Origin of the sequence: Fictibacillus barbaricus (assembly GCF_014635025.1) — a bacterium.
In the GTDB taxonomy this organism is placed as follows: domain Bacteria; phylum Bacillota; class Bacilli; order Bacillales; family Fictibacillaceae; genus Fictibacillus; species Fictibacillus barbaricus.
Map to the genome: position 1 here is coordinate 1,627,850 of NZ_BMCE01000002.1, position 26,398 is coordinate 1,654,247.

The following is a 26,398-nucleotide window of genomic DNA, read 5'->3' on the forward strand; positions in this document are numbered from 1 at the left end:
AACAATGTCTGATACTAAGATTATTGAACTAAAAGATGTACTCAACAGCTGGGCGGGGAGCCAAATCTCTATTCGCAAAGAAGAGACAGGCGATATTGATCAAATCAGGATCTCCCTGGAAAAGGCGACATTTGAACAACGAGATGCACATGATGACTATTTGGGTGACCACATATTGTTTTTGCACGGAACGGCTTATGCTGCTGAAGAGGGTTCACAAGTTGAACTCCCTACGATCACTTATGAAATTCCAATTGATGGCATTAAAGACATTCGTCTGGACGATAACATTGTTTCTTTTGAAACAAGCAGGGCACAGTATGTAATTAACAAATAAAGAACTGATCCGATCGGATCAGTTCTTTTTATTTTTGCATGCTTTTCGTAACATTCGTCAGTGAGTCAGCAGATACGGCAATCTGCCCAACCGCCTGACTCAACTCTTCGATTACTTCAGCCATTACTTCAACTTCTTTTTCCAGCTTTCCGCTTCTATCTGTACTCTCATTCATCTTAGAAAGAATCGCGATAAAGAAATCCGATATTTCGGTCGCTTCTGACACGCTGTCATTAATGTAATGGTGGATACTTGCGACAGATCCAGAAACAGCTTCAATTCTCTTATGTGTGTTCTTAACAAGTTCCGATACACCTGAAACTGACGTTTTTGTTTGGTCCGCTAACTTACGGACTTCGTGCGCCACAACAGAGAATCCTTTCCCTGCCTCACCTGCTCTAGCCGCTTCAATAGCTGCATTTAAAGATAAAAGATTCGTCTGTTCGGCAATTGCGGTTACGATATCAACAACATCGTTAATTTTCACGGTTGCCTGTTCCAGATTTATTAACTCAGAGGAAATTTGCTCAGACTGTTCTTTAACTTTTAAAATCATATGCTGATGATCTTCTAGTTTGCTCTTGCCAGCCAATGAATTTTTGGAAACTTCCACTGCTGATTCTGCTGTATCCTTTGCAAAAACGACAACTTCGTCTGCTTTTGCTGTTAACTCTTGCAATGCGGCACTTGTTTCTTCAGATATACTCGCCAGCTCTTCTGCTGAATCACCAACAGATACAGCTATTTGCTGCTTCTGTTCTTCATGATGAGCCCGCTCTTTGATTTGTTCAAGCTCAAAGGCTTCAAGCACGATTTGCTGTTCAAAATTCAAAATCTTTGTTACAGCTTTAACAGCTCGCTGGTAGTTGTTTTGATTTTCTACGTTACTATCTAGAATAGACAAAAAAGACAAAAGCATATCTTGAAACGAACAGATATACCATTTAGGCTGTAAACCGATCTTAAAATGAATGTGTGCAATGGTTCTTCTTTGTTCAATGTAATCCGAATCAATAACTCCATCAAACATCTCTTGTATATGCTTCATCAATGTAACTTTTAGGCGGTTTACGGAGCTATATTTTTCAATAATCTCAATTAAACCAGGCACATTTTCAATATTTTTATAAAATTGATCCACGATGCTTTCTATGTTCTCAGAGATAAATGGCTTTAAAGATCGGATCACGGCTAGATCATCAATCGTTAAAGAGATCATATTCAGCTGCTTTTGCCACTCACTATCTGCCGGCAATAAAATCTTAACCTGATTCTGATACTGCTCTGCTGCATCAAGAACAGGCAGTGTATTACCTTTTTTCGTAAGAATACTTAAAATTGAAGCCATATTGGTTTCCTTCTTCCTTTTCACTTGTTTCAATCATCCAAAATGAAGCAAATTTATGCGACTATTATCACATTTCCATACTCATATGTTTTATCGACTACAAAAAGGGAATCTTTCAGTAATCAATAATAAATAGCAAAAAAATAATCAAACGAGGAGTGGTTCACATGTGGAAAAAGAGATGGGCAGCCGGAACGCTGGCGGCGATGTTAACTTTAGGTGGATTAACTGCTTGTGGCGACGGTGTTGATCAAGATAACGGTGTAGACGACGGTGAACAAAATGATGAGATGGATGAGAAGAAAAAGGAAGAAGGCTAATATGAAATGCTGAACCACCCGTTTAGACACGACAAGCACTTAATCGCTCGAAAATAGACACGCTCTTTGTGTCGGTGGAGAGTGATAAAGTGACCTCGAGTGTCTGGGGGGTGAAGCTGGACAAAGGAATGCTGAACCGGCTCGTTTAAAAGCGACAAGCGCACTAGTTTTTGAGAGCGAACACGATTTTTGTGTTAATCGAAAAAACGGTGCGACCTCGAGCTTTTAGCCGGTGAAGCTGGACAACACTACCTGAAAAATAACATCAAGTTAAAAAAGGAGCCCTTCGGCTCCTTTTTTTGTTAACTGACTGCACGTGTTTCTGTTTTTCCTTGCTGAAGCTGATACATCTGGAAGTAGCGTCCTTTTTCCTCCATCAGCTCATCATGGCTTCCACGTTCCACGATTACACCGCGATCGAGTACCAGGATCTGATCAGCACTCTTTATCGTTGAAAGTCTGTGAGCAATAATAAATGTGGTTCTGCCGCGTTTCAAAACATCTAGTGCATCTTGAATCACAGCTTCTGTTTCTGTATCTATACTGGCTGTTGCTTCATCTAGTATTAAGATAGCAGGGTTGTAAGCAAGTGCTCTTGCAAAAGAGATCAGTTGACGCTGACCTGAAGAGAGCGTGCTTCCCTTTTCAATAACAGGTTCATCCAATCCTTTTGGCAGGTTTTGAATAAATGGCATAGCACCTACGTCAGTTAAAGCTTTCTCAACCTGTTCCCTAGTGATTTCAGGGTTATCTAGGCTAACATTGGATGCGATGGTCCCTGTAAACAAGAACGGATCTTGAAGAACAATCCCCATATGCTGACGCAATTCCTGTTTGGAAAGATCCATAATATCTTGACCGTCAATCACGATCTTGCCTTGCTTGATGTCATAAAATCGGAACAGCAAGTTCATAATCGAGCTTTTACCAGAACCCGTATGACCGACGAGAGCTACCGTTTCACCTTGATTGGCTTCAAACGAAATATTCTTTAATACAGGTTCACCTTCTACATAACTAAAAGTAACATCCTGAAACTTCACATTCCCTTTGTATCGCTCAATCTCCGTTTCTGTAACCTTCTGTCCTGGCTCATCCATCAACACAAACACTCTCTCTGCCGAAACAAGTGCCTGTTCAAGCTGTGCCAGCTGGTTAACCATACCGGTTACAGGGTGGAACATTCGGTTCAAATAATCAACAAAAGCATAGAGGACACCGATTGAGATGACTGAACCCACCCCAAGCGCCTGACCGCCGAAATGCCAGATGAAGGCCATGAAAGCCAGGTTCTTTAAAAATAGAACAAGGTTATGCCCTGTCATAGCATTTAAACTTAACAGTTTATTTTGAAACGTAAAATATTCCTTGTTCATCGCTTCAAATTCTTCTGTTGTTTCCTTTTGTCTCTTAAACGCCTGTATGATCGTCATACCGTTTATAGATTCATTGATCATTCCGTTGATATCACTTAAAGTGGAACGGATTTTATGATTGTACTTGGAGGCAAATTTACGGTATACGATAATCCATACAACCAGGATCGGTACAAGTATGAGACAGATCGTTGCAAGCTTTACATCCAGCAAGAACAACGCTGTAAAGATACCCGTCAAATAAATAATTCCTGTAAAGAAGTTTGCCAGTACATTGATAAACAGTTCTTTGATCGCTTCTGTATCGTTCGTGATACGCGAAACGATCTTACCTGCTGGCTGATTGTCAAAATAGGTAATGGCCACACGCTGAACATGTGCAAACACATCTTGACGAATCTTCTTTATAACGAGGTTAGATGAGCGCTGCAGCATGTAGCGCTGACCGTACTGGAAAAATGCTGCAAATAAGAGCAGCCCTAAATAAATCATCATCAGCTTCATGATTCCTGCAATTTCTGGCTCATAAAAAGCAAATGTTTCACTTGTACTTAATTTATCAGCTGGGTACGTTTTTGATTTTCCTCTAAAAGTAATGGTGACTTCACCGTTTTTGGCTGTTCGTTCACCATCAAAAGAAACAGGCTGGTTGATAACATAATAATCACGTTTTACTTGAACAACCCGTATTTCTTTTCCTTTATTTTCTCCCTGTTCAAAATGATCGCTTCGTTTATACCAGTTTCCATCGTATTTCACTGCTGCCTTTTCCTCTTTATCTATCTGATACCATGGCCTCTCAATTCCGAGGATATGGTCATCAATCATGGTTTTTGCGATAAATGGTCCAGTCAGCTCTGCTGCGATTGCAACAGTAAGCATCAAAAGTCCTAAGATAAAGTTCTTTTTATAGTGAAGTGCGTATTGAAACAGGCGCTTTCCAACGTTCATGGCTACACCGCCTTATTATCATTTAAGTTTTGTTCGATCTGCTGGCGTTCGTGCTGCTCTTTATACCAGCCATCTCTTGCGATTAAGTCCTTATGTCTGCCTTGATCTACAATTGCGCCGTCGTCAATAACGATAATCCAATCTGCGTGTTCAACAGCCGACAATCGGTGCGTTGTAATGAATGTTGTTTTACCCGCACGTTCTTTACGGATGTTTCCGATGATCGCAGTCTCTGTTTTCGCATCCACTGCAGACAGCGCATCGTCTAAGATTAGAATTTCTGGATCTACACAAAGTGCTCGTGCAATGGAAACACGCTGTTTTTGTCCACCGGATAATGCCACACCTTTTTCCCCAACAAGTGTGTTTAATCCTTCAGGAAGAAACTGAACATCATTTCTGAATGAAGCCATTTCCATCACATGATTCAGCTTATCAACACCTGCAGAACTGTTACCGAAAAGAATGTTTTCCTGAACGGTCTTAGAGAAAAGGATTGCATCTTGCGGTACATAACCTATCCATCCTTGTAGATCTTCAAGTGCGATATCTTCAATATCAACACCTGCAAAAGATATTCTCCCTCTTCCAGCTGGATACTCTCTTAAAAGTTGCTTAAGCAGGGTCGTCTTTCCGCTGCCGGTACGTCCGACAATTCCAAGAGTCTCCCCTTTTTTTACGGTTACATGAATATTTTTTAAGTTATCAGATTCTGATGTAGGATATTTGAACGTAACATCCTCAAAAGTAATAGTGCCTGGATCTTTAAGTGGAACAAGATCCTCACCATTCTTAACGTCTGGATTGTAGGCAAGGGTTTCATTTACTCGATCCAACGAAGCACTTCCGCGTTCCATAACATTAATAAGCTCACCAACAGCGATCATCGGCCAGATCAACATCCCAAGGTACACGTTAAACGTTACAAGTTCACCTAGTGTGATCGTTTTATGAAACACCATGTAAGCGCCGTAGCCTAAACCGATCAAGTAACTCATTCCTACAAGGATTTTGATGGTAGGTTCAAATAGCGCGTCAATTCTTGAAACCGCTAAGTTTTTCTCAAACACATCTTCTGTTACTTGATTGAAGCGCTCAACATCCGCTTTTTCTTGCACATAAGCCCGAATAACACGAACGCCTTGAATACTTTCAAGAACTGAATCGTTCATCTCTCCAAATGCATCTTGTGCTACTGTAAAACGCTGGTGCACCTTCTTACCGTACTTTTTGATAATAAAAGCGATGACGGGCAGTGGAATAAGTGCAGCAAAAGTAAGTTTCCAACTGATCATGAATCCCATGACAAACAGGATAGTCAGCATGAACAAACTAGAGTCAACAAGTGTTAAGATTCCAAATCCGGCAGTCATGGAAATGGCTTTTAAGTCATTGGTAGCACGAGCCATCAAATCTCCTGTTCTATTTTTCTCAAAAAAAGTCGGAGTCATTTTTAAAAGATGACGCATGAAACTTGACCGCATCGTACGTTCAATAATAAATGCGCCTCCAAAAAGCTGATACATCCAGATGTACATTGTTACATACATGGAGATCAATACTGCTACAAAGATCCCTAACGTTTTCATCATGTCTTCTCTTGTGATTGTCCCCATATGAATAGAATCGATAATATTGCCGATAAGCTTCGGCGGAATGATCTCAATGATTCCAACACCCGTCAACAGCACGATCGCTATTGTGTATCGAATCCAATGCCTCTTGAAAAACCAGGCTAACTTTCCTAAAACTGAAAACATATTTTTCTCTCCTCTCTATCTACTTTACTTTTAAACACTCGTTTAACCGAGCTACCCAAAAAGTGTATGATCCTTGCGTTCTAGCCACACGTTTTGTCGTTCTCTTTTCATCTTTTATCCTCCTAGAATTTGTTTATCTATTGCGAAAGAAGAGGGATCTCTTCTTGCAAACAAAATAAAAAAGCATACCACTCGAAGGCGATATGCTTTAGAAACCACAAAAAAACACACGTCACGACTGGAGTGACCTGCGTAAGTATATGTATGTAGATCAGGAAAATTAATAGAAAGGAATCTTAATACATCTCTTCCGGCAGGCCATGATATGAAGTTGTAGAGTCGTTAACCATTACAATAGAGACCGCAATATGAGTAACAATCATTTCTCTAACCACCATGACACAACCATCCTTTCCATAATTTTGTAGTTTTTAACTTTGGTAATTTTAACACTATTCTAATAACTATGTCAATTGCTTATCGATATGCAAATTATTTTTATTTGCTTCTCAATATATGTCATTAGACGGTGGATGGTGTGTCCCAATTATTAAGTTATAAGAAATAACATCGAACATACGTTCCGAATATATATATATTAGATTAAAAATTAGATATTCCTTTCACACTTTGAAAAATTTATTTAAAATTCTTGTAAAAAAACTCCTAGAAACGACATTCGGAGAGATTTATGGTGTTAGCCGCCCTATTCAGCATAATAATTCTAGAAATTTCACACTTAATTCGGCGAATTCACGCAATAATTCAGCGAGTTTCTGTATTAATCCGGCGAGTTTTCAGCATATATCAGCGGTTCGACAAGTATCGACACCGACTGGACACTCTAGGTGATGCCCTTACCTACACCGCATTATCTGCATAGAAAAAACCCCGCCACTCCAAGTGACGGGGTTCAATCCATACTTTTTTATCCCAGCTGACGAGTAAGGTTTGCCATCTCGATCGCAGAAACAGCTGCTTCCCAGCCTTTGTTCCCTGCTTTCGTGCCGGCACGTTCAATTGCCTGCTCGATAGAATCTACTGTTAACACTCCAAAGATCACAGGTACACCGGTAGTCATTGCTGCTTGAGCTACTCCTTTCGCTGCTTCATTACACACGTAATCAAAGTGTGGAGTTGATCCGCGAATGACTGCACCAAGTGTGATCACTGCATCATAGTTGCCGCTATCTGCCATCTTCTTAGCGATCAGTGGGATCTCAAATGCACCCGGAACCCAAGCAATATCTACATCATCTTCTGAAACTCCATGTCGTTTAAATGCATCTTGTGCACCTGAAACTAATTTATCAGAAATAAAATCATTAAATCGTCCTGCTACGATTCCTACTTTTAACCCTGTACCAACTAAATGTCCTTCGAATAATTTTGCCATTTTGGTTCCTCCTGTATTAGAAATGAAGCATGTGCCCCAATTTACTCTTTTTTGTTTTTAAATACTCTTCATTGTTTTTGTTATGAGGCATCTGAAGTGCAACACGATCTGTCACTTCCAGATCGTAACCTTTTAACCCAGCAATCTTCCTAGGGTTGTTCGTTAAAAGCTTCATCTTACTAATTCCGAGTTCTTTTAAGATTTGTGCTCCAATTCCATAGTCACGGAGATCAGGCGCAAACCCAAGCTGCTCATTAGCTTCAACAGTATCAAGACCCTCTTCTTGAAGCTTATAAGCTTTCATCTTATTGATGAGCCCAATACCACGGCCTTCTTGTCTCATGTACAACAAGACACCACGGCCTTCCTTTTCAATCTGCGAAAGAGCTGCGTGAAGCTGTGGACCGCAATCACAGCGTGCAGATCCAAACACATCACCTGTTAAACACTCAGAGTGAACACGAACCAATACCGGTTCACCATTAGCAATATCACCCTTTACAAGTGCTACATGCTCTTTTTGATCCAGTACGTTTGAAAACCCGACGGCTTTAAAATCGCCATACTCGGTTGGAAGGTTAATCTCGACCTCCCGCTTTACCATTTGTTCGTTCTTATTCCGATATGTGATCAGATCTTTAATCGTAATCAGCTTCATGTTGTGCTGTTTGGCAAGTTCAACGAGTTCAGGAACTCTAGCCATCGTTCCGTCTTCTTTCATAATTTCACAGATCACACCTGCAGATTTACTTCCCGCCATGTTTGCAAGATCAATAGCAGCTTCTGTGTGTCCTGCTCGTCTTAACACCCCGCCTTTTTTACCGATCAGCGGGAAGATATGGCCTGGACGTTTAAAATCAGATGGAACAGAATCACCATTCACCAGCTCCCGAACAGTAGCCGCTCGTTCTTGTGCAGAGATTCCAGTTGTTGTTGAAATGTGGTCGACGCTAATTGTAAAAGCAGTACCGTGAGAATCTGTATTCGTCGCTACCATCGGGGAAAGATCTAGCTTTAACGCTATTTCTTCAGAGATCGGCGTACACACTAAACCTCGTCCATGGGTCACCATGAAATTTATGGTCTCAGCCGTTATCCCTTCCGCCAAGGCAACAAAGTCACCTTCATTTTCACGATCTTCATCATCCACTACGATTACGATCTTTCCTGCTCTTAAATCTGCAACTGCTTCTTCTATGGAGTGAAACATGGACTCTCCTCCTAAAATCCGTGCTCTTGTAAGAAATCAAGAGACAGCTTTGACTTTTGTTTATGATCTTCTTTCTCTGGAGACAACATTCTGTAGACGTATTTTGCGAGCATGTCACATTCGATGTTCACGGCGTCTCCTGGTCCTTTTTTTCCTAATACCGTATGTTCTGCCGTATGTGGGATCAATGACACTGTTATCGTATTCTTCGTCACTTCAAATACGGTAAGGCTTGTCCCATCTACGCAAACAGAGCCTTTTAGCATAAAGTAGCGCATCAGGTGCTCCGGTAGTGCAATCTGATAATAGATCGCATTTTTATCCGGGCGCTTCTCTGCTATCTCTCCTGTACCATCAACATGACCGGAAACAAAATGCCCGCCAAATCTTCCTCCAGCCGCCATCGCACGCTCCAAGTTAACGATTGAACGGTTGTTTAAAAGTTTCAATGTTGTGGATCGGTATGTTTCTGGCATTACATCAACTGTGAAGTGATGCTTCCCGAAAGAAGTAACCGTAAGGCAAACTCCATTTACGGCTATACTGTCTCCGAGGTGCACGTCTTTTAAAACCTCTTCGGCAGAGATGGTAAGCACAATCGTTTCATTGCCTTTCGCAATAGACTTAATTGTACCTTGTTCTTCAATGATGCCTGTAAACAAAGAGCTTTCCCTCCCTTGTATGCTGTTTTTTCTGGAATACAATCATCGTAAATATGCATTGGGGAGTCTTCTTCTTAAAAATAAAAATAACCCCGGAAACAGAAAGCTCCCGGGGTTTGTGTTAAAAGTATAACGAAATAAACCTTTAAATTATCCAAGTTTTTAAAACCGGCATTTAAAAGCGTTCACGTTCCTTCTCCCATCCAGACTATACTGTCGGCTTCGGAATTGCACCGAATCCACCGTTTTTGCATATACAAAACCGGGTCACGGACTAAGAGGCTTATACCTCATCACCGCCGGTTGGGAATTTCACCCGACCCCGAAGGACACTATTTACTTAAGTTCATTATAAGTAAACATTGGACTGAATTCAAATGTGATTACTTTTACTGGCCAATTATTAATTTTTCTTTTGGATAATGAATATGTTCTGTTACTACTCTGCCACGCATGATAAATAAGAATGACAGCACACCAATTCTTCCGATAAACATTAAAATCATCAAGATTACTTTACCCGTATTGCTCAATGTCCCTGTTATTCCAGTAGAAAGTCCTGTTGTTCCGAATGCTGAACACACTTCAAAAAAGAGATACTCGATTGGCATAGGGTCTGTAATCGCAAGGATGATGGTGGACGTGGTACAAATAACCATCGCAACAATAATAACGATAAAGGACTTCTGAATATCTTCAGGATAAATTTCGCGTTTAAAGATTTTTATCGTGTTTCTTCCTTTAGCGTAAAAGAGGATTGCGAGTAAAGCTACAGCGAATGTCGTCGTTCGGATTCCTCCACCCACAGAGCTCGGTGACGCACCGATGAACATCATAATTCCTAAAAAGAGAAGAGTCGGGACGGAAAATTCAGAGATATTCATTGTTGAGAGACCACCGCTACGTGTGGTTACAGACTGAAACATGGAATAAAAGAATGTTTCATGCCATGATTTCCCTTCAAAAAACGCATTCATCTCCAGAACATATATTCCAATTGCCCCTGTTACAACTAATAAGGCAAATGTAGTTGTTGTTACCTTTGTAAAAAGGGTAAACGTATATCGCTCCAAATACTTACGCTCTTTAATAAAATTGTTGATCTCAACTAGTACAGGAAACCCTATAGCACCAGCTGTGATTAAACACATCGTGACAATCTGAACCAGATAATCATGACGGAACGGAATAAGTGAGCTTCCCGTAATATCAAAACCTGCATTTGTCGTTGCTGTAACGGATGCAAAGAAAGCATGGTAAAGCACTTCAAGCTCTGTATCATAATATGGCTGGAACAAGATAAAGAACAAAACAGTCCCGACAATCTCAATCCCAATAATAAGCGTTAAGATCTGCTTCATCAGCTGAACGAGCCCTGCAAGTGTGGACTGATTCTGATCCGTCATAATTAATTGACGTTCTCTCATCCCGATTCGTTTACCGATTAATAGCCAAATCGCTGTTCCAAGAGTCATGACTCCAATTCCACCGATTTGACAAATTAAGGCTAAAAGGATGACTCCTATATAATTAAATGTCTCAGAGATATTAATTGAAGTTAAACCCGTTACACTAACAGCACTTACTGCTGTAAATAAAGCATCAATAAATTTCAGCTCTACTCCCTCTTTATGTCCGCCCGGTAAACTTAATAAAATGGTCGCTACTAAAACGGACAATAAATAAAAGATCACAATAAGCTGAACGGAAGTTAAAAAAGATTTTTTTTGTTGTGTCGTAGCCGTATTATTTTTAAACATATATTTTCACCTGTCGAGGGAATTTTTCTGTAACCTTCTGAAATCTTAACAATAGCATTTCCATTTAACAAGGTGAAATTGAGCTTTTGTTAAAAAAAGGCTTAAATCTATTAATCCAGCTCATCTTCAGAACAGATTCTCTTTTCTATTTCCCTTTTTAATTCATCTGAATCATCTACTTTTATAACGACTCTAGTCACTTTCTTTCTAAATCCATATATAATCTCTGATTGTACAGGCTCTTTCAATACGAGTTCGATGGCAGGTTTTACTGAAATAAAGTCACTTACCAGCGCTTCAAACGTATATTTCTTTTCAGATGATGAAATCTGTTCTGGCCCTTCATACAGCTTACATTCTTTTATTAACGAAAAAGGGAGTTTCATTCCTTTGACAAATCCGATATTTATAATTAAAGATTCCTCTTGAACGATAAGCGGCACTTTCTTAACAGCCTGCATCTGACCGATCAAAAAAAGAATAGAGTAAGCGTTGATAACAAGTAGAAAAATAGAAACGGTGTGGTTAATCTGGCTGAAGAAGTAATGAAGACCAATTGATTCAATAAGAAGTGCATGAATCAGCATGAGCTGAAGAGCGACATAGCTCGTATTCTTGTGATAAGTGAACAGGTTTCCCCTATTCATAGGTGCCTTACGCCATGAAAATAATGCATAATAAAGCATCGTAACTTCACTGATCACAGCATCCAGCATGCGGCTTTTTGTAAAGTGCACTCCTGCCGCTTGTTTGATTTTAATCAAAAAAGGCAGTTCGACCGGAAGATCATTATAAGATCTCTTTACTTGGGGAAACTTTCTGCAGACCAAAACTAGCAAATATAGTTCTATCAAGATAAAGCCTGCTTCTAAAAGCAGGAGAGCTTTAGGGATGAAAGAAACTTTATTCAATAAAAATTCAGGAATGATATAGGAAGCAAATCCATATCCCAAGAGTGCAACAAGGATCGTCAGTTTCCAAGAATATCTTTTGCGGAAGATAAAGTAGTAGGTAAGCAGCGGGATAACCAGAAGGAAATCAATCATGGAGCCTAAGACAACAGCATCAGGAACAGGCTGAAAAAACGGTGTCTGGTACAAAACTACGTTACTTCCAATAACTAATAAAATAAGAGCAAGAAAAGGTATCCACTTAATAGGCTTCATTAATGCTTCATTCATAATATCCCTCCTCACTTTTAGTATACAATAAATTCCAATAAATTCTTGTTATTCCAGTATTCGTCACAAAACATACAAAAGTAAGACCACTACGCTTTAAAATGCGGGTGGTCTTTTTTAATACTTGTACTTTTTTCTTTTACAGGAATAAAAACAAGAATACAAAGACACATAGCTACTAATTCTAGACTAAGAATATACCAAGGGTGCGGCCCAAAAAAATTCATTATAGAGGCATTGCCTGGCTTCTCCATCAGGAACATGTAATTTGCTCCTGCAAATGAATTTAGGACAAATACGCAAAGAGCATATCCATTAAGCCACATAAAAGATTTAAAAAACCTAGCCCAGCTTATTCTAAAACATCTTATGATTGCGTAATACAATGCCGTCCATACAATGAAAGCATGTGCGATAAAATACTGAATAAAACGGAAATGCCAAGGCTCCTGGTAAAGCTCAGGTGTAAGCAATCCTTGCAGGGCGCCTGTTAGACCAAATAAATAAACAAACCCAAAAAGTTTCCGGTTTTCCGTCAAAAGTAAAACCACACTCAATAGAATGTTTAAGCTGCACAGCTGTAATGGTAGATATATTTTTACTGACCACATATTGTTAAAGATTGCCCAAGTATGATAAGTAATTTCAGATAATACGAGGCCTGTGATCAACACTTTTTTTATTACTGATTTTTTTCTCAAATTTTCACGGAATTCATACATCAATACGCCAACAACCATTATAAAAATCAAGATAAGTACATGCTCCGAACCAAACATCTTAAATCCCGAAGTTCCCGGACCAAACCAACTCCCCACAATTCTCCCTCCAACCCTTACTTATAGATATTCCTAACTGAGTTTGTATTTCCTTTGAATCATTTCAAAACTAATTGCGGCGATGTAGAAGCCCAAGAGATGACGATCAATGGAAGCACGGACATCGATGGAATCGGCCAGGTTGTGATATTAAGAGAATTGAATATAAAGCGAGTCTAGAGATCGACGAAAATGCTAAAGTTGGTGCACAAGAAAAGATCTAATTTCAAATGCTAAATTTATGATGCTTGTAAATCTTAGGTTCCGCTCGTAAATCTTGAATTCCGCTCGTAAATCTCTAATTTCGCTCGTAAATCTTGGATTACGCTCGTAAATCTCAGGTTCCGCTCGTAAATCTCAAATTACGCTCGTAAATCTTGGATTACGCTCGTAAATCTCTAATTTCGCTCGTAAATCTTGAATTCCGCTCGTAAATCTCTAATTTCGCTCGTAAATCTTGGATTCCGCTCATAAATCTCAGGTTCCGCTCTTAAAAAAAGCATCTAGTCCGCCTTATTCTAAAAAATTTATCGAAAATGAACAAAAGCTGCCCTATTATAGGTCATTTAAACACCTGTTTAAGGCAGCTTTCGCTATTTTTATCTTAATGGTTACCTGCTGTTACCTTCAACCCAATAATCCCTGTAATAACAAAAGCTAAAAAAACAAATCGAATCAATGTTTTCGGCTCCCCAAAAAGAATGATTCCTAGAATTACAGCACCCGCTGCTCCGATGCCGGTCCATATTGTATAAGCCGTCCCAATCGGCAGTACTTTTGTAGCCTGTGATAAATAATAAAAACTTATGATCATACCTATAACCGTTACTACTGTAGGCCACAGCCTCGTAAAACCATTTGTATATTTGAGTCCTATTGCCCAAACGATCTCAAAGATGCCTGCAATAAACAGATAGACCCATGCCATTATGTTGACCTCCTTAAAATAAAAAAGCCCGGGAAGATATAGTATCTATATCCTCCCAGGCTTTTATCCCTCCGTGTACACAATGTATCCATTGTGCGCTTTCTCTCGGACCAGACTAGTGAATAACTACGGAACCCTAGAAAGCTTTCTCCCTATATTATTGAAAAAAATTCAACCTGTGTCAAGAAAAGAAACTGCTGACTAACTTCCCTTTTAGTATGATAAAATCTAAAAAAAAGAATGCTGGAGGATGCATCATTGAAATTATGGGAACTTGTTAAACAATCCGCTCGAAAGTTAAAACGTGAGCTTTTCACATTAGCTCAAGCAATAAAACATCCTAACGTCCCCTGGTACGCAAAAACCATGGCAGCCATCGTTGTTGCTTACGCTTTTAGTCCGATTGACCTGATCCCTGATTTTATTCCGGTACTCGGTTTGCTTGATGATGTTATTCTCGTTCCTTTAGGAATCTACTTAGCGATAAAAATGATACCTGATTCTGCATTGAAAGCATGCAGAAAATTAGCCGCTGAAAAAGAAAATGTAAAAAACAAAAATTGGTTCGCAGGTGGCTTTATTATTTTTATTTGGATAGTGTTTGTTACCTGGCTCTTCTTTACTTTCATTGTATGAAAACCCTTGTTTCGCAGCACTTTACTCTTTAATCTCTTCGAAGTCCATCTGTCTTTGATCATTTTTTGATTCATTATGGTGATCGGAATGACAAGGATCATTACTCTACGAAAAATAAATAACAGTCCTGTTATCCAGGGCTGCCTTCTGTTTTTATGCGTCTCTTTTTTCGAGTGACGCACTCCATGCTGTTAAGAGTACGGCTCCAAATACCATCACACCGCCAATCCATGGTGTATGAATGATACCGATTGAATCTACAATGATTCCGCCGACAAATGCACCTATTGCGATCCCTAAATTAAAGGCAGCGATATTGATAGCTGACGCAACATTTATCGCAGATGGTACATATCTTTCGGCTAGCTTCACAACATAAACTTGTAGACCTGGAACGTTCATAAAGGCTAATAATCCTAATAAAAAGATCGTGATTGTTCCAGCAATCTTAAATGGTGCTGTGAACGTTAAGATCACTAGAATGATCGCCTGAACAACAAACATCCAGAACAATGCTTTGATTGGATTTTTGTCTGCCGCCTTACCTCCAATTGTATTCCCAATAGCAACAGCAATTCCGTATCCTAACAGAATTAAACTGACTGCTTTAGGAGCATAACCTGTTACATCTTCCAAGATTGGAGCCAAATAAGTGAAGGCGACAAATGTTCCGCCATACCCAAGAGCAGTTATAGAGAATGCCAATAATAAACGTCCATTTTTCACGATCTTTATTTGATCGCTCAGACTAGAAGGCGGTGCTTCTTTTAAATTCTTTGGAACCAGGATAGCACTTGCGATGATTGCAACTATACCCAGTAATGCCACAGCCCAGAATGTTGCTCTCCAGCCAAACATCTGTCCAATAAACGTTCCCAAAGGTACACCAGTAACTGTTGCAACTGTAAGACCGGTAAACATAAAGGCAATAGCACTTGCACGCTTATGTTCTGGGACTAAGTCTGCTGCTATCGTTGCACCGATTGAAAAGAATACACCATGAGAAAATGCGGTGATAAATCGTGCAACAAGCAGAAGGCTAAAGCTTGTTGAAAGGGCAGCAACACTGTTTCCCGCAATGAAAACTACCATTAATAATAAAAGCAATGTCTTTCTGTTCATTTTATTTGTTAAAGCTGTAAGGACAGGTGCTCCAAACGCAACACCCATGGCATACCCGGAAATAAGCAGACCTGCTAAAGTGATAGAAATATCTAAATCAGATGCTAATGATGATAAAAGTCCAACAGGAACAAACTCAGTTGTCCCTATGCCAAAAGCCGAGATGGCTAATGCTAATAATGCCGGGAAACCTCCTTTTGACTTCGAAGCTGTTTCCACTTTAACTGCTGATGAATTCATCTATAAATCCCTCCATTTGATCTTTTATAAAGTCATGTGCTGGTCAATTGAATGACTCGATGCTATTATGAAACATACACGAACTTAAAGTAAGTACGCACTTTAAAGTAATGTAGGCACTAAAAAGTAACAAATGAATGCTGGAGGTGTTTATTCATGAAAAAATACAATATACCTGTGGAAGCTGCACTTGAAGTAATAGGCGGAAAATGGAAAGTAGTCATTTTATGCCATCTTATAAAAGATAAGCGACGAACGGGGGAATTAAAAAGATTGATGCCGGGGATTACGCAAAAAATGTTGACTCAACAGTTACGAGAACTAGAGGAAGACGGTGTGATCCTGCGTGAAGTGTATAACCAAGTTCCTCCTCGCGTGGAATATTCTTTAACGGAATATGGGTGGTCATTAAAAGGGATATTGGACTCACTTTGTGCGTGGGGTGAACAGCATATTGAGAAAACCTACCCAAATAAAGAAGAAGTTTTAATTCAGACAGAAGAACTAGAACAGGTATAGAGACTGGGAAAGACAGCCATTAAGAGCTGTCTTTTTTGTTTGTATCACCCAAATAATATTATCCAAAAAATGTAATACATTTATAGAACAGAAAAGAGAGAATGGGGGAAAAGTTATGTACGATAGCTTTTTAACACAAGAAACGATGTTACATGCTATAAGAAAGGGTTTAAAAAAGACCTCTTCTCCACAAAAGATTATTATTGCAGGAGCAGGAATGGCGGGATTGGTGGCAGCATCTCTTTTACACTCTGCTGGTCACGAAGTACAAATCCTTGAAGCTGCCCATAGGGTTGGCGGCAGAATTTATACGGTTAGAGCCCCTTTTACACATGGAAATTATTTCGAGGCGGGAGCCATGCGCATTCCTGATACGCATAAACTCGTGATCGAATACATCAAAAAATTCAATTTACCAACTAACCAATTTATCAATTCAAATCCTCATGATCTGCTTTACGTAAACGGTGTACGAACTTCCAACATTTCCTATGAGAAAGATCCTAACATTCTTAACTTTCCTGTCGCAGAGAATGAAAAAGGTAAAACAGCACAACAGCTTATACAATACGCCGTTCAGCCTCTAGCCGATTTTATTGAAAAAGATCCTGATAAGAATTGGCCAGTGGTTATTCAAAACTTCCAACAGTATTCACTAGATAACTATTTAAGACATAATCCTTTTGGAAGATCATTATCATCTGGAGCCATCGATAAAATAAAAGTCCTATTGTCTTTAGAAGGTCTTCCCGAGCTCTCTTTTTTAGAAATATTACGGGACATTTTAATCATTTTTATAAATCCGCAATTGAAATATATCGAGATAACTGGCGGATATGATAAGCTGCCAAGAGCTTTTTTAAAAGAACTCAGACACCATATCTTTTTCGGACAAAAATTGACTAAGATTGTACAGAATACTAAAAATGTTAGTTTATATACCGAAAGTCCCCAAACCTTACATCGCTATCATTTTGAAGCTGACAGAGTTATTATTACTATTCCCTTTGCGGTATTAAACTTTGTACAAATCGAACCTTTTGATTCCCTGTCTTATTACAAACGAAAAGCCATTCGAGAGCTTCATTATGTCCCTTCCACTAAAATTGGTATAGAGTTCAAGCACCGTTTTTGGGAAAAAGATGGGTTAACCGGCGGAAGAACGGTAACAGATTTTGCTTCACGATTTACTCATTACCCAAGCAGGAATAATCCTCGTACGACTTCTGGTGTGGTTTTGGGAAGTTATACGTGGGAAGATGACACGGTCCCATGGAAAAGTGGGTCTAATGAAATGAAGATAAAGGAAACGTTGCATCATTTGGCACAATTTCACGGTGATCAAGTTTATCATCATTTTGTGACTGGCCATGCTCATAGCTGGTCACTCGATCCGAATGCAGGCGGAGGGTTTGCTATGTATAAGCCTTATCAAGAAGCAGAATTATATGAACCGATTAAAGCAGTAGAAGGTAGACTTCACTTTGCAGGTGAGCATACAACTCTTCAGCACGGCTGGGTTGAGGGAGCTATAGAATCAGGTATAAGAGCAGCTATAGAAATCAACGGATAAGAAAAAAACAGCACATTGAATCGTGCTGTTTTTAAATCTTTTGTTTGATTAATTCGAAAGATAGCGTTCTATGATGATCTTTCTGTGGTGCAGTTCATGACCAGCTATGATCGTAATTAGAGCACGAACGGTTACTTCGTGACCATTTGCAATCCCTTTTCTTGTTAAAGTTTCCCTGCTTAAGCTATTAATTAAATAGATGGTAGATTGGCGTACAGCAGCAAAGTGATCCAAAAGGTCTTTCAGAGATTGGTTATCGAAATTCGCTTCTTCTACGTATTTATTCTCATCATATCCAGGCAATGAAATCTTCTCACCACGAGCTATCGAGAGAAGTCTGTAGCTCATGATCCTTTCTGTATCGATGATGTGTCCCATCACCTCTTTTATACTCCACTTATCTGTTGCATAACGATATTCGCTTTCTTCTTTTGTTAAGGATTTTAGCTTATCCATTGTCACTTTCATCTGGTCGTCCAGAATTTGAACAATATCCCCTTCAGGAACTAGTTTCACATACGTTTTATAATAATCTGCATACTCATACGCTTCTGGCATGTTCTCCATGTTTGCTTTTATCCCCCTTTATCTTTTTTAACCTAATAAATGTATTTTTCTACTATTACTAAGAAAAGGCAAGAAAATCATTGTTATTCAAAGAAATCAGCTCATTTGAAAAAAATCACCTTGTTCATAATTATAGTTTAGCATTTATAGGAATTCTAGCTATACTTCTAAGTAAACTTCTATAAAGACAGCTAGCCCTTTACATAAGGCTAGCTGTTTTGTTTTATTTTAGATTCTGCCAAATTTCCTCAGGTGCCCCGCCTACGTACCAGGCAGCTGTTCCTCGAAGATTATAGTCTTTTACTAGATCATAACGAAGGTTCAATGACGTCTCGTCTTCAAGCCAGATCTGATGCTTTTCGCCGTTCTCCGTAAATTCTACATAATTTTGAAAAGTTTCAGAATCCCACTTTTTCGTTAATCCTTTTTCTTGAACTACCTTCTCTGTCTCTATAATGGTTCTGTCTATACTTCTAACCTTACCGTTTAAATCTGTAATCCACTCTCTTGTATAAAAAGGTACACCCAGAATGATTTTATGTGCAGGTACTTCGTTCATTAATAACTGAATGCCTACACGGGTCCACGGCAAGGATGCAACTGATCCTGCTTTCGGAGAACTTGCCCAATGTTCATCATATCCCATCATGATGACATAATCAGCTGCCTGTCCCAGACCTTTCCGATCAAGGCTGCCAGACCAGAATGGATCGGCGTTCTCCCTGCTAACATCAACGGATACGACAAGTCCCGATGGGCGTAGTGCTTCCTTTAATTCTTGTATAAAGAGCACGTAATCTTGTTTATTCTTTGGATCAATATTTTCAAAATCAACATTAATTCCCTGGCTCTTCGTTTGAATTAAAGATGTTTTTATTGTTTGAATAACTTTCTGGCGGTTTCCTAAATCTGAAAGAACATCGTCTGTAAGCTCAGGATCAAACTTGTTCCCGAATAATGGCCAAACTTGTTTGCCAGCTTTTGCTGCTGCAGCCGCATAGTCCTTATCTTCATCTATACTAACCAGTTCTTTATTACTCAACGTGAACCATCTGGGTGATACTACATCTAATCCTGAAATGTGCAGCTGTTTTTGATACATATCACGGGTCCCGTTGTATTTCCAGCCAAGATTGAAACGATTCACATTTTTTACTTCTAGGTTTGACTTCTGAACCCAACCTGTTTTATTTCCTAATAATTGAAGCAGGAAATACCCTTCAGGAATCTTTAGATAAGTGCCTGGTCGCAGTACAATTGCGTTTAACTCGTTATGATTTATAAGACTTTCCATGGAAACATGGTGCGCTCTTGCTATTTTCCAGAGTGAATCTGTCTTCTGAATAGTGTGATTCACGAACTCTTGCGGAATGATCAGCTGCTGCCCTACATATAATCGTGACCCAATAACATGATTAATCTTCTTTAGTTCATCTGCTCTTACACCATAATGCCGTGCTACTAAATATAGAGTATCTCCTGTTGAAACAGTATGAATCCTTTTCCCCTCTGGAGCTTCTCTGCTGTTAAGCACCGGATACGCTTCACTTTGACTCAGCGTTCCTACAACCTTTGAATAAGAATGCGGCGATGTAAGAACTGAAGTCTTATTTACTGAAACTGTACCAACTGAAATCGCCCCTGCACCATACGTCTGTTTTGATTGACAGACAAATAGAAGCATCATTGCCATAATAAAAACAAATCTATACACTGTTCCCCTCCAAATGACCCTTTTTCTCTATTTTCTAGGGTACATGGTGCGGATAGGGAACTGAACAGGGACTTAGTGGAAATTATTATTCCTGTGGTCACGTGTCTATTTTTGTTCAGATGGACGAACATACAGGCGTTTATGGAGGTTTTTCATAATATGTAGGACAATTCCACAACAATTAATTTAATAAAAGAACGGATTTTTTTTCCAATGAGAGCAAAACACTACTTTTAATGGGTTTAACTAGTATAAAATAAACATATTCCATACACTAATCTTAAGTAAATTTAAGATCGATAAAGGGGTATTAACAATGATACGAAGCAATCATTTAAATGAAAAAGTCCTTTCAATCCTTGAAGATAAAATACAACTGATCAAAAAAGACGAAGGTGCTATCTATTTAGTTGGACCGATTCGTCTGCCGGTTAATCTATATGGAGAAACAGTTGTCTTTAACTGGTATTGCTGGCTGGAAGGCTGCGAGCAAACAGATAACTTTGTAGAAGTAATCAATAAACTCTCTTCAGCTAATCTAGCTGAATATCAGCAATCCAGCGTCTTAGTTTATGGAGATTTTGAATACAATGATGAAGCACTCATCCGTATGCATTCAATCTGTCACACTGGAGATATATTCGGCAGCAAGCGCTGTGACTGTGGATATCAACTTAAACAGTCCATGAAAATGATCGTGGACCATGGAACAGGTGCGCTCTTTTACTTAGCGAACCATGAAGGACGCGGCATTGGCCTATTCAGTAAAGCAATGGCATATCTCCTGCAGGAAAATGGACAAGACACAGTTGAAGCAAACGAAAGTCTTGGTTTTGTAGATGATTCTCGTAACTATGAAGATGCGATTGAAGTATTGAAAGTTTTGCGTTCAAAACCTGTTACACTCATTACAAATAACCCAAAAAAATTAGAAGCACTACACCATGCAGGGCTTTCTGTTTCAGCAAGAGCTCCGATCTGGGGTGATGTTTCTGAATTCAATGAGAAATATTTACAAACCAAAATAAACCGCTCAGGCCACTTAGACGAAGGAGTATTTACGAATGAGTAGTCATGAGTTTTACATGCAGTTAGCTTTGAACAATGCAAAAGCAATGAAAGGCCAAACAGACCCAAACCCATTAGTTGGGTCTGTTATCGTTAATGATAACCGGATCGTTGGAATCGGCACTCACCTTAAAGCCGGTGAGCCGCATGCAGAGATTCATGCAATTAGAATGGCTGGTGAGAAGGCCAAGGGTGGCACCATTTATGTGACACTTGAGCCCTGCTCCCATCACGGAAGAACAGGGCCTTGTGCTGTAGCAATCGTTGAAGCCGGGATCAAAAAGGCCGTCATTGCAGCACTCGATCCTAATCCGCTTGTATCAGGCCGGGGTGTTCAAATTTTAAAGGATGCAGGAATTGAAGTTGAGGCAGGTATCCTTCAAGAACAATCACAAGAAATGAACGAAGTTTTTAATAAGTTTATCGTTGAAAAAACACCTTTCGTTACTTTAAAATCAGGGATTACTCTCGATGGCAAAATCGCGAGTCATACAAACAACAGCAAATGGATAACGTCACCAGAAGCTCGAAATGACGTTCATAAACTAAGAAACGAAAACCAGGCCATTCTCGTTGGTGTAAATACAGTCATTCATGATGATCCTGAACTTACTACCAGGATACCGAATGGGCGTAATCCCCTTCGTATCATCATGGACTCAACTTTAAAGATTCCTTTACATTCAAAGGTCGTTACGGATAACCAGGCGGATACATGGGTTTTTACTTCCGAAAACCATGATCACCAAAAGAAAGTTCAGCTTGAAGAACACGGTGTCAAAGTATTTATTGCCGGGGAGTCACGAGTAAGCCCAAAGGAAGTCCTAAGAGTATTAGGTGATAACCTGATTTCTTCTCTCTTAATTGAAGGCGGTGGCTCTATAAATGCTGCATTCTTAGAGAATAAACTCGTTGATAAAGCTGTTTTTTATATGGCACCGAAGTTAATAGGCGGACAAACTTCCCCTTCCTTTTTTGGCGGTAAAGGAATCGAATTAATGGCGGATGCCATTCGACTAGAGAATATGAAAGTTACACAAATAGGGCCGGATTTTAAGTTCACCAGTTACCCTAAATATGAATAAGAGGTTATATAAAATGAGATTTGGTTTTGATATTGATGATACATTGATTAATTTACGAGAACACGCTTTTCATATTTATAATAAAAAACTAAAAAAGAATGTTCCTTTAGACGTTTTTCACACTATTGAAACATTAGAGATTCATGAGCCATTCGGACTCACTACAAAAGAAGGTAATCAGCTCTGGCTAGATTCTATGGAGGAAATCTATTTCACGGATTGTCCTGCTTATCCGGATGCGATTGAAGTTTTAAAGGAGCTTGATAAGCAAGGTCACGAAATTTACTACATCACAGCTCGACCTGCTAAACATTGTGAAGAGACGAAGAAATGGGTAGAAGAAGCAGGGTTCCCTGTTCAAGAAGGACGATTCTTCTGTGGCATGAAAGATGAAGAAAAGATTCATACGATAAAAGACTTAAATCTTGATTTTTACTTCGATGACAAGCCCAACGTTCTTGATACCCTTACAGGTGAAACTGTTCAGCTGTACGTTAGAGATCAGAGCTACAACAAGCACTTAGAGATGCCGCGTCTTACAAACTGGTCTGAGTTAAAGGAAATCATACGTGAATATGAGAACAAAAAGTAGTGCGCTGTTGCAGCGTGCTATTTTTTATGTTCGGTATCTGGTATTTTAGTAAGAACGGAGGCTAGACTAATAATGTTGCTATTCTTATTGCTTAGTTTACTTACAGCAGGATTTGTCATAGAGATTATACAGAAACATGTTTTGAAGATTAAAGACCCTGATATCCAGGATTTGTGGGCAGAATTAGAAAATCAAGAATGGTACACAGATATGATAAATGATCCCGATCTAAAAATATGGATTGAGCTTGAAAAACAAAATGGATTATTAAAAGACGCGTATTATGTTCGGAAAATTATAGATCATGTCGGGCATAGAGAAGGATTTATACGATATATCGCTGATAAAGCAAAGTAAAGTGAAGGTAGTGTCTGCACTTTTTTTGTAAAATAAAAACTAGCCGGCATATTGCCCAGGCTAGTTTTTTTCTTTTATGCTTTCTATTGCTTGTTTTACATTAGCAAAGGTTTTGATAGAAGAAAAATTGATTCCTTCTGAAACAGCACTAATCGCCAACTCCGGACGTAGACCTGTTACTAAAACATCGATGCCTAATAACCCTAAAACACGATAAACATTAAATATATGTGATGCTACTTCCGTGTCAATGGTTACAATACCTGAAAAATCCATTATCAGGCATTCAATTTGTAAATCAGGAATCTTGGGAAGCACGTTATTCATAAGATGCTCTGTTCGATCTGCATCAATTGAGCCGATTAATGGTAAAACAGCAAGTCCATTTTCGATTGGGACAACAGGTGTTGATAATTCACGAAGCTCTTTTCTCGTTTTTAATAAGATCTCTTCAGAACGCCGCTCAAAAGCAAGCACTGTTTCATTCATGCTGACATCGAGCATATGGTGAACGCGTTTTAGAATCAATACGACTTCTTCCGTTGAAAGATTGTGTTCTAAACTAATCGTCATAATAAAATCTGCAAAAACCATTCTCGTGTCTGGGTAGCGAATCAGGATGTCAGAAATCTGGTGATGTTTGGCTGCGGCTTGCTCACCGTTTGCTCGGCTCCATTCTAATAGTTTTTCTGGTACAGAACCCTCTTCACAATATATAGAATCGCTCAAAAATGCAAAAAACTCAGCATATACTTTTTTGGCTTGATGAATCTCTGCTTCACTTACTTGAAAACCAAACTTATTAATAATATCATCAACGATTTTATTAGCTAGAAGTTCAGCGTTTTCTTTTAGGTAATTAGCAACCGTTAATGTTGATTTCAATCTAATCACTCCAGATCAAGGAAAATAGTATTAATATAATACCTTCTATTATTGTATCACTAAAACCCAGTAACTGTCTTTATTGTGAAAATAATAAAGGAGAATACGTTTTCTGGTGACTCAGCGAAATGAATTTTAAAGATTTTGTAAACCTTTTAGGCAAGAGTTGAAAACGTATAGATACACATGTTATTTTGATATCGAAAACCGATATAGTACTTCGATATTGCACATCAACTTTAGGTGGTGGCGCTATGGAAGAGAAAGTGTTACGAAAACTTTTTCTCGGATTTATTCAAATTCATATTCTGCACCATGCACAAGAACAACCGATCTACGGAGTTTGGATGTTAGAAGAGCTTAGAGAACATGGTTATAGCATCAGTACAGGTACACTCTATCCGATTCTTCACAGCATGGAAAAGGATGGTCTTCTAATTAAAGAAGTTATAAAGGTTGAGGGTAAAATAAGAAAGTACTACTCTTCAACAGATAAAGGAAAAATGGTTCTAAATGAAGCAAGAAATAAAGCATATGAACTATTTAAAGAAATAAAGGATTAAGAGGTGAAACACATTGAATTCTGAAGGCAACCGTTTTAAGACATTATTAGAGATTCTTCTAGTCTCAACTAGACTAGGGTTTACTTCCTTTGGAGGTCCTATCGCTCATTTGGGATACTTTCATGAAGAGTATGTAAGAAAAAGAAAATGGATGGATGAAAAAAACTATGCGGACCTAGTTGCTTTATGTCAGTTCCTGCCCGGACCAGCGAGCAGTCAAGTGGGAATTGGTATTGGCGTCATGCGGGGTGGCGTATTAGGAGGTATTGTATCCTTTATCGGATTTTCCCTTCCTTCTGTCCTCGCACTTATTGTATTTGCGCTCATTCTCCAAGGTTTGAATGTTGCCGATCTTAGCTGGATCCATGGATTAAAGATTGTTGCAGTTGCTGTTGTAGCTCATGCTATTTTAGGGATGGCTGAAAAATTAACACCTGACTTAAAAAGAAAAACAATCGCTTTATTTGCGCTGGTTGGAACTTTGCTGTGGCAAACTGCCTTTACACAAGTTGGGGTGATTGTGTTAGCCGGGATCTTAGGATTTCTTTTGTACCGTGAGCAAGCAGGCAGTGAAGACAGTAATTTCGAATTTCCTGTCTCTAAAAAGTTTGCTGTCATTTGTTTAGCCATATTCTTTACACTACTTCTCATTTTACCTATCTTAAGAGAAACCACTTCAATCAGCTGGATTGCTATCTTTGATAGCTTTTACCGCTCAGGGTCATTAGTATTTGGTGGAGGCCATGTTGTACTTCCTTTATTAGAACGTGAATTTGTACCGACAGACTGGATAAGTGAAGAAGCTTTCCTAGCTGGCTATGGTGCTGCACAAGCTGTTCCTGGCCCATTGTTTACTTTTGCTGCGTATATTGGAGCGGTTATGAATGGATGGCAAGGCGGGTTATTAGCAACCTTTGCTATATTCTTACCAGCATTTCTATTAATTCTTGGTGCCCTTCCGTTTTGGAACATACTGCGATGCAATCCAAAGATCAAAGGTGCCCTAATGGGGGTAAACGCGGCAGTTGTTGGAATTTTAATTTCTGCGTTTTACAAGCCTATCTGGACGAGTACTATTTTAACACCTCTTGATTTCGCTTTTGCTGCTGTTCTATTTAGCATGTTGGTCTATTGGAAACTTCCCCCTTGGGTAATCGTAGTAACAGGTGCTTTAGGCGGATTTTTAAGAACACTCATTTAAACAACTGTTTAAAAAGATAAAAAGAAACTGCATTTTCGTTGGCAGTTTCTTTTTTATTTATAAATATCATCCTTGGCACAACATTGATCCTCTTTTAATTTTTTGTCTTTTTTTTCAACTTGTAAATTAACAAAAAATAAGATATCGTGGTAATTGTCTGAAAATAACGATAGAAATCTCATTTTTCAGAAGTAAAGTATTACATAGTAGTGCTTTTTTATTTTTTTGT

25 protein-coding genes, 1 pseudogene and 2 riboswitches are annotated in these 26,398 nt (G+C 39.0%); of the genes and pseudogenes, 12 read left to right on the top strand and 14 right to left on the bottom strand.

Annotated elements, in window-relative coordinates:
- Positions 1 to 4 precede the first annotated feature (4 nt).
- Positions 5 to 337: a protein YmzB gene (ymzB, locus tag IEV52_RS17750; protein ID WP_188403797.1), complete on the top strand. Its 333-nt coding sequence runs from the start codon at positions 5 to 7 to the stop codon at positions 335 to 337.
- Between the two features lie 28 nt (positions 338 to 365).
- Here ymzB and IEV52_RS17755 read toward each other — a convergent pair whose 3' ends face one another.
- Positions 366 to 1,685: a globin-coupled sensor protein gene (locus tag IEV52_RS17755; protein ID WP_188403798.1), complete on the bottom strand. Its 1,320-nt coding sequence runs from the start codon at positions 1,683 to 1,685 to the stop codon at positions 366 to 368.
- A 167-nt stretch (positions 1,686 to 1,852) separates the two neighbouring features.
- On the opposite strand from IEV52_RS17755, the gene IEV52_RS17760 reads away from it, so the two are divergent.
- On the top strand, positions 1,853 to 2,005 hold the full coding sequence (locus IEV52_RS17760) for a hypothetical protein (protein WP_188404002.1): 153 nt from the start codon (positions 1,853 to 1,855) through the stop codon (positions 2,003 to 2,005).
- A 302-nt stretch (positions 2,006 to 2,307) separates the two neighbouring features.
- Here the strand turns inward: IEV52_RS17760 and IEV52_RS17765 are convergent, their stop codons facing one another.
- The 8 genes from IEV52_RS17765 to IEV52_RS17800 form a co-directional block, all read right to left on the bottom strand.
- Entirely contained in the window at positions 2,308 to 4,332 is a 2,025-nt protein-coding gene (locus tag IEV52_RS17765) for an ABC transporter ATP-binding protein (RefSeq protein WP_188403799.1), read from the bottom strand.
- Between the two features lie 2 nt (positions 4,333 to 4,334).
- On the bottom strand, positions 4,335 to 6,092 hold the full coding sequence (locus IEV52_RS17770) for an ABC transporter ATP-binding protein (RefSeq protein ID WP_188403800.1): 1,758 nt from the start codon (positions 6,090 to 6,092) through the stop codon (positions 4,335 to 4,337).
- A gap of 928 nt (positions 6,093 to 7,020) precedes the next feature.
- Positions 7,021 to 7,488, bottom strand: coding sequence for a 6,7-dimethyl-8-ribityllumazine synthase (ribH, locus tag IEV52_RS17775; protein ID WP_188403801.1), 468 nt, complete (start codon positions 7,486 to 7,488; stop codon positions 7,021 to 7,023).
- 16 nt (positions 7,489 to 7,504) lie between these two features.
- Positions 7,505 to 8,698 (bottom strand): bifunctional 3,4-dihydroxy-2-butanone-4-phosphate synthase/GTP cyclohydrolase II, encoded by a 1,194-nt coding sequence (locus IEV52_RS17780; protein WP_188403802.1) that lies wholly within the window; start codon positions 8,696 to 8,698, stop codon positions 7,505 to 7,507.
- Positions 8,699 to 8,709: 11 nt separating this feature from the next.
- Positions 8,710 to 9,360: a riboflavin synthase gene (gene ribE, locus IEV52_RS17785; RefSeq protein WP_188403803.1), complete on the bottom strand. Its 651-nt coding sequence runs from the start codon at positions 9,358 to 9,360 to the stop codon at positions 8,710 to 8,712.
- Between the two features lie 187 nt (positions 9,361 to 9,547).
- A riboswitch (FMN riboswitch) is annotated at positions 9,548 to 9,694 on the bottom strand.
- Positions 9,695 to 9,749: 55 nt separating this feature from the next.
- Entirely contained in the window at positions 9,750 to 11,120 is a 1,371-nt protein-coding gene (locus IEV52_RS17790) for a TrkH family potassium uptake protein (protein WP_188403804.1), read from the bottom strand.
- A gap of 110 nt (positions 11,121 to 11,230) precedes the next feature.
- Entirely contained in the window at positions 11,231 to 12,301 is a 1,071-nt protein-coding gene (locus IEV52_RS17795) for a hypothetical protein (RefSeq protein ID WP_188403805.1), read from the bottom strand.
- Between the two features lie 89 nt (positions 12,302 to 12,390).
- On the bottom strand, positions 12,391 to 13,119 hold the full coding sequence (locus IEV52_RS17800) for a YwaF family protein (protein WP_188403806.1): 729 nt from the start codon (positions 13,117 to 13,119) through the stop codon (positions 12,391 to 12,393).
- A gap of 54 nt (positions 13,120 to 13,173) precedes the next feature.
- Here IEV52_RS17800 and IEV52_RS22615 point away from each other — a divergent pair, with 54 nt between their 5' ends.
- Complete coding sequence (locus IEV52_RS22615) at positions 13,174 to 13,299, top strand: hypothetical protein (protein ID WP_268234786.1); 126 nt, start codon at positions 13,174 to 13,176, stop codon at positions 13,297 to 13,299.
- Positions 13,300 to 13,723: 424 nt separating this feature from the next.
- Here the strand turns inward: IEV52_RS22615 and sugE are convergent, their stop codons facing one another.
- Positions 13,724 to 14,047: a quaternary ammonium compound efflux SMR transporter SugE gene (gene sugE / locus IEV52_RS17805; RefSeq protein ID WP_188403807.1), complete on the bottom strand. Its 324-nt coding sequence runs from the start codon at positions 14,045 to 14,047 to the stop codon at positions 13,724 to 13,726.
- Between the two features lie 50 nt (positions 14,048 to 14,097).
- Positions 14,098 to 14,198: riboswitch (guanidine-I (ykkC/yxkD leader) on the bottom strand.
- A 188-nt stretch (positions 14,199 to 14,386) separates the two neighbouring features.
- Here sugE and IEV52_RS22825 point away from each other — a divergent pair.
- Positions 14,387 to 14,528, top strand: a pseudogene (locus tag IEV52_RS22825) (YkvA family protein); the annotation flags it as partial.
- Positions 14,529 to 14,836: 308 nt separating this feature from the next.
- Here IEV52_RS22825 and IEV52_RS17815 read toward each other — a convergent pair.
- The gene (locus IEV52_RS17815) at positions 14,837 to 16,045 is read right to left on the bottom strand and encodes an MFS transporter (protein ID WP_188403809.1); all 1,209 of its coding nucleotides are present in this window, start codon (positions 16,043 to 16,045) and stop codon (positions 14,837 to 14,839) included.
- A 156-nt stretch (positions 16,046 to 16,201) separates the two neighbouring features.
- Here IEV52_RS17815 and IEV52_RS17820 point away from each other — a divergent pair, with 156 nt between their 5' ends.
- Together IEV52_RS17820 and IEV52_RS17825 are read left to right on the top strand one after the other, a co-directional pair.
- On the top strand, positions 16,202 to 16,564 hold the full coding sequence (locus IEV52_RS17820; RefSeq protein ID WP_188403810.1) for a winged helix-turn-helix transcriptional regulator: 363 nt from the start codon (positions 16,202 to 16,204) through the stop codon (positions 16,562 to 16,564).
- A 115-nt stretch (positions 16,565 to 16,679) separates the two neighbouring features.
- Positions 16,680 to 18,137: a flavin monoamine oxidase family protein gene (locus IEV52_RS17825; RefSeq protein ID WP_188403811.1), complete on the top strand. Its 1,458-nt coding sequence runs from the start codon at positions 16,680 to 16,682 to the stop codon at positions 18,135 to 18,137.
- 48 nt (positions 18,138 to 18,185) lie between these two features.
- On the opposite strand, the gene IEV52_RS17830 is transcribed toward IEV52_RS17825, so the two are convergent.
- A complete protein-coding gene (locus IEV52_RS17830) occupies positions 18,186 to 18,704 on the bottom strand; it encodes a DinB family protein (RefSeq protein WP_188403812.1) in 519 nt (172 codons plus the stop codon).
- A gap of 223 nt (positions 18,705 to 18,927) precedes the next feature.
- Positions 18,928 to 20,418, bottom strand: a complete 1,491-nt coding sequence (locus tag IEV52_RS17835) for a glycosyl hydrolase family 18 protein (protein ID WP_229754337.1) — start codon at positions 20,416 to 20,418, stop codon at positions 18,928 to 18,930.
- Between the two features lie 316 nt (positions 20,419 to 20,734).
- Here IEV52_RS17835 and IEV52_RS17840 point away from each other — a divergent pair, with 316 nt between their 5' ends.
- The 4 genes from IEV52_RS17840 (at position 20,735) to IEV52_RS17855 (ending at position 23,520) form a co-directional block, all read left to right on the top strand.
- Complete coding sequence (locus tag IEV52_RS17840) at positions 20,735 to 21,490, top strand: GTP cyclohydrolase II (protein WP_188403813.1); 756 nt, start codon at positions 20,735 to 20,737, stop codon at positions 21,488 to 21,490.
- Complete coding sequence (gene ribD / locus IEV52_RS17845) at positions 21,483 to 22,571, top strand: bifunctional diaminohydroxyphosphoribosylaminopyrimidine deaminase/5-amino-6-(5-phosphoribosylamino)uracil reductase RibD (protein WP_188403814.1); 1,089 nt, start codon at positions 21,483 to 21,485, stop codon at positions 22,569 to 22,571. Before IEV52_RS17840 ends, ribD begins: the two co-directional genes overlap by 8 nt.
- A 13-nt stretch (positions 22,572 to 22,584) precedes the next feature.
- Positions 22,585 to 23,163, top strand: coding sequence for a 5' nucleotidase, NT5C type (locus IEV52_RS17850; RefSeq protein ID WP_188403815.1), 579 nt, complete (start codon positions 22,585 to 22,587; stop codon positions 23,161 to 23,163).
- A 72-nt stretch (positions 23,164 to 23,235) separates the two neighbouring features.
- Positions 23,236 to 23,520 carry a hypothetical protein gene (locus IEV52_RS17855; protein WP_188403816.1) on the top strand — a complete coding sequence of 95 codons (285 nt, stop codon included), beginning with the start codon at positions 23,236 to 23,238 and terminating at the stop codon, positions 23,518 to 23,520.
- A gap of 60 nt (positions 23,521 to 23,580) precedes the next feature.
- Here IEV52_RS17855 and IEV52_RS17860 read toward each other — a convergent pair whose 3' ends face one another.
- On the bottom strand, positions 23,581 to 24,405 hold the full coding sequence (locus tag IEV52_RS17860) for an STAS domain-containing protein (protein ID WP_188403817.1): 825 nt from the start codon (positions 24,403 to 24,405) through the stop codon (positions 23,581 to 23,583).
- A 254-nt stretch (positions 24,406 to 24,659) separates the two neighbouring features.
- On the opposite strand from IEV52_RS17860, the gene IEV52_RS17865 reads away from it, so the two are divergent.
- Together IEV52_RS17865 and IEV52_RS17870 are read left to right on the top strand one after the other, a co-directional pair.
- Positions 24,660 to 24,968 carry a PadR family transcriptional regulator gene (locus tag IEV52_RS17865; RefSeq protein WP_188403818.1) on the top strand — a complete coding sequence of 103 codons (309 nt, stop codon included), beginning with the start codon at positions 24,660 to 24,662 and terminating at the stop codon, positions 24,966 to 24,968.
- Positions 24,969 to 24,981: 13 nt separating this feature from the next.
- Positions 24,982 to 26,169 (top strand): chromate transporter, encoded by a 1,188-nt coding sequence (locus tag IEV52_RS17870; protein WP_188403819.1) that lies wholly within the window; start codon positions 24,982 to 24,984, stop codon positions 26,167 to 26,169.
- Positions 26,170 to 26,398: the final 229 nt, after the last annotated feature.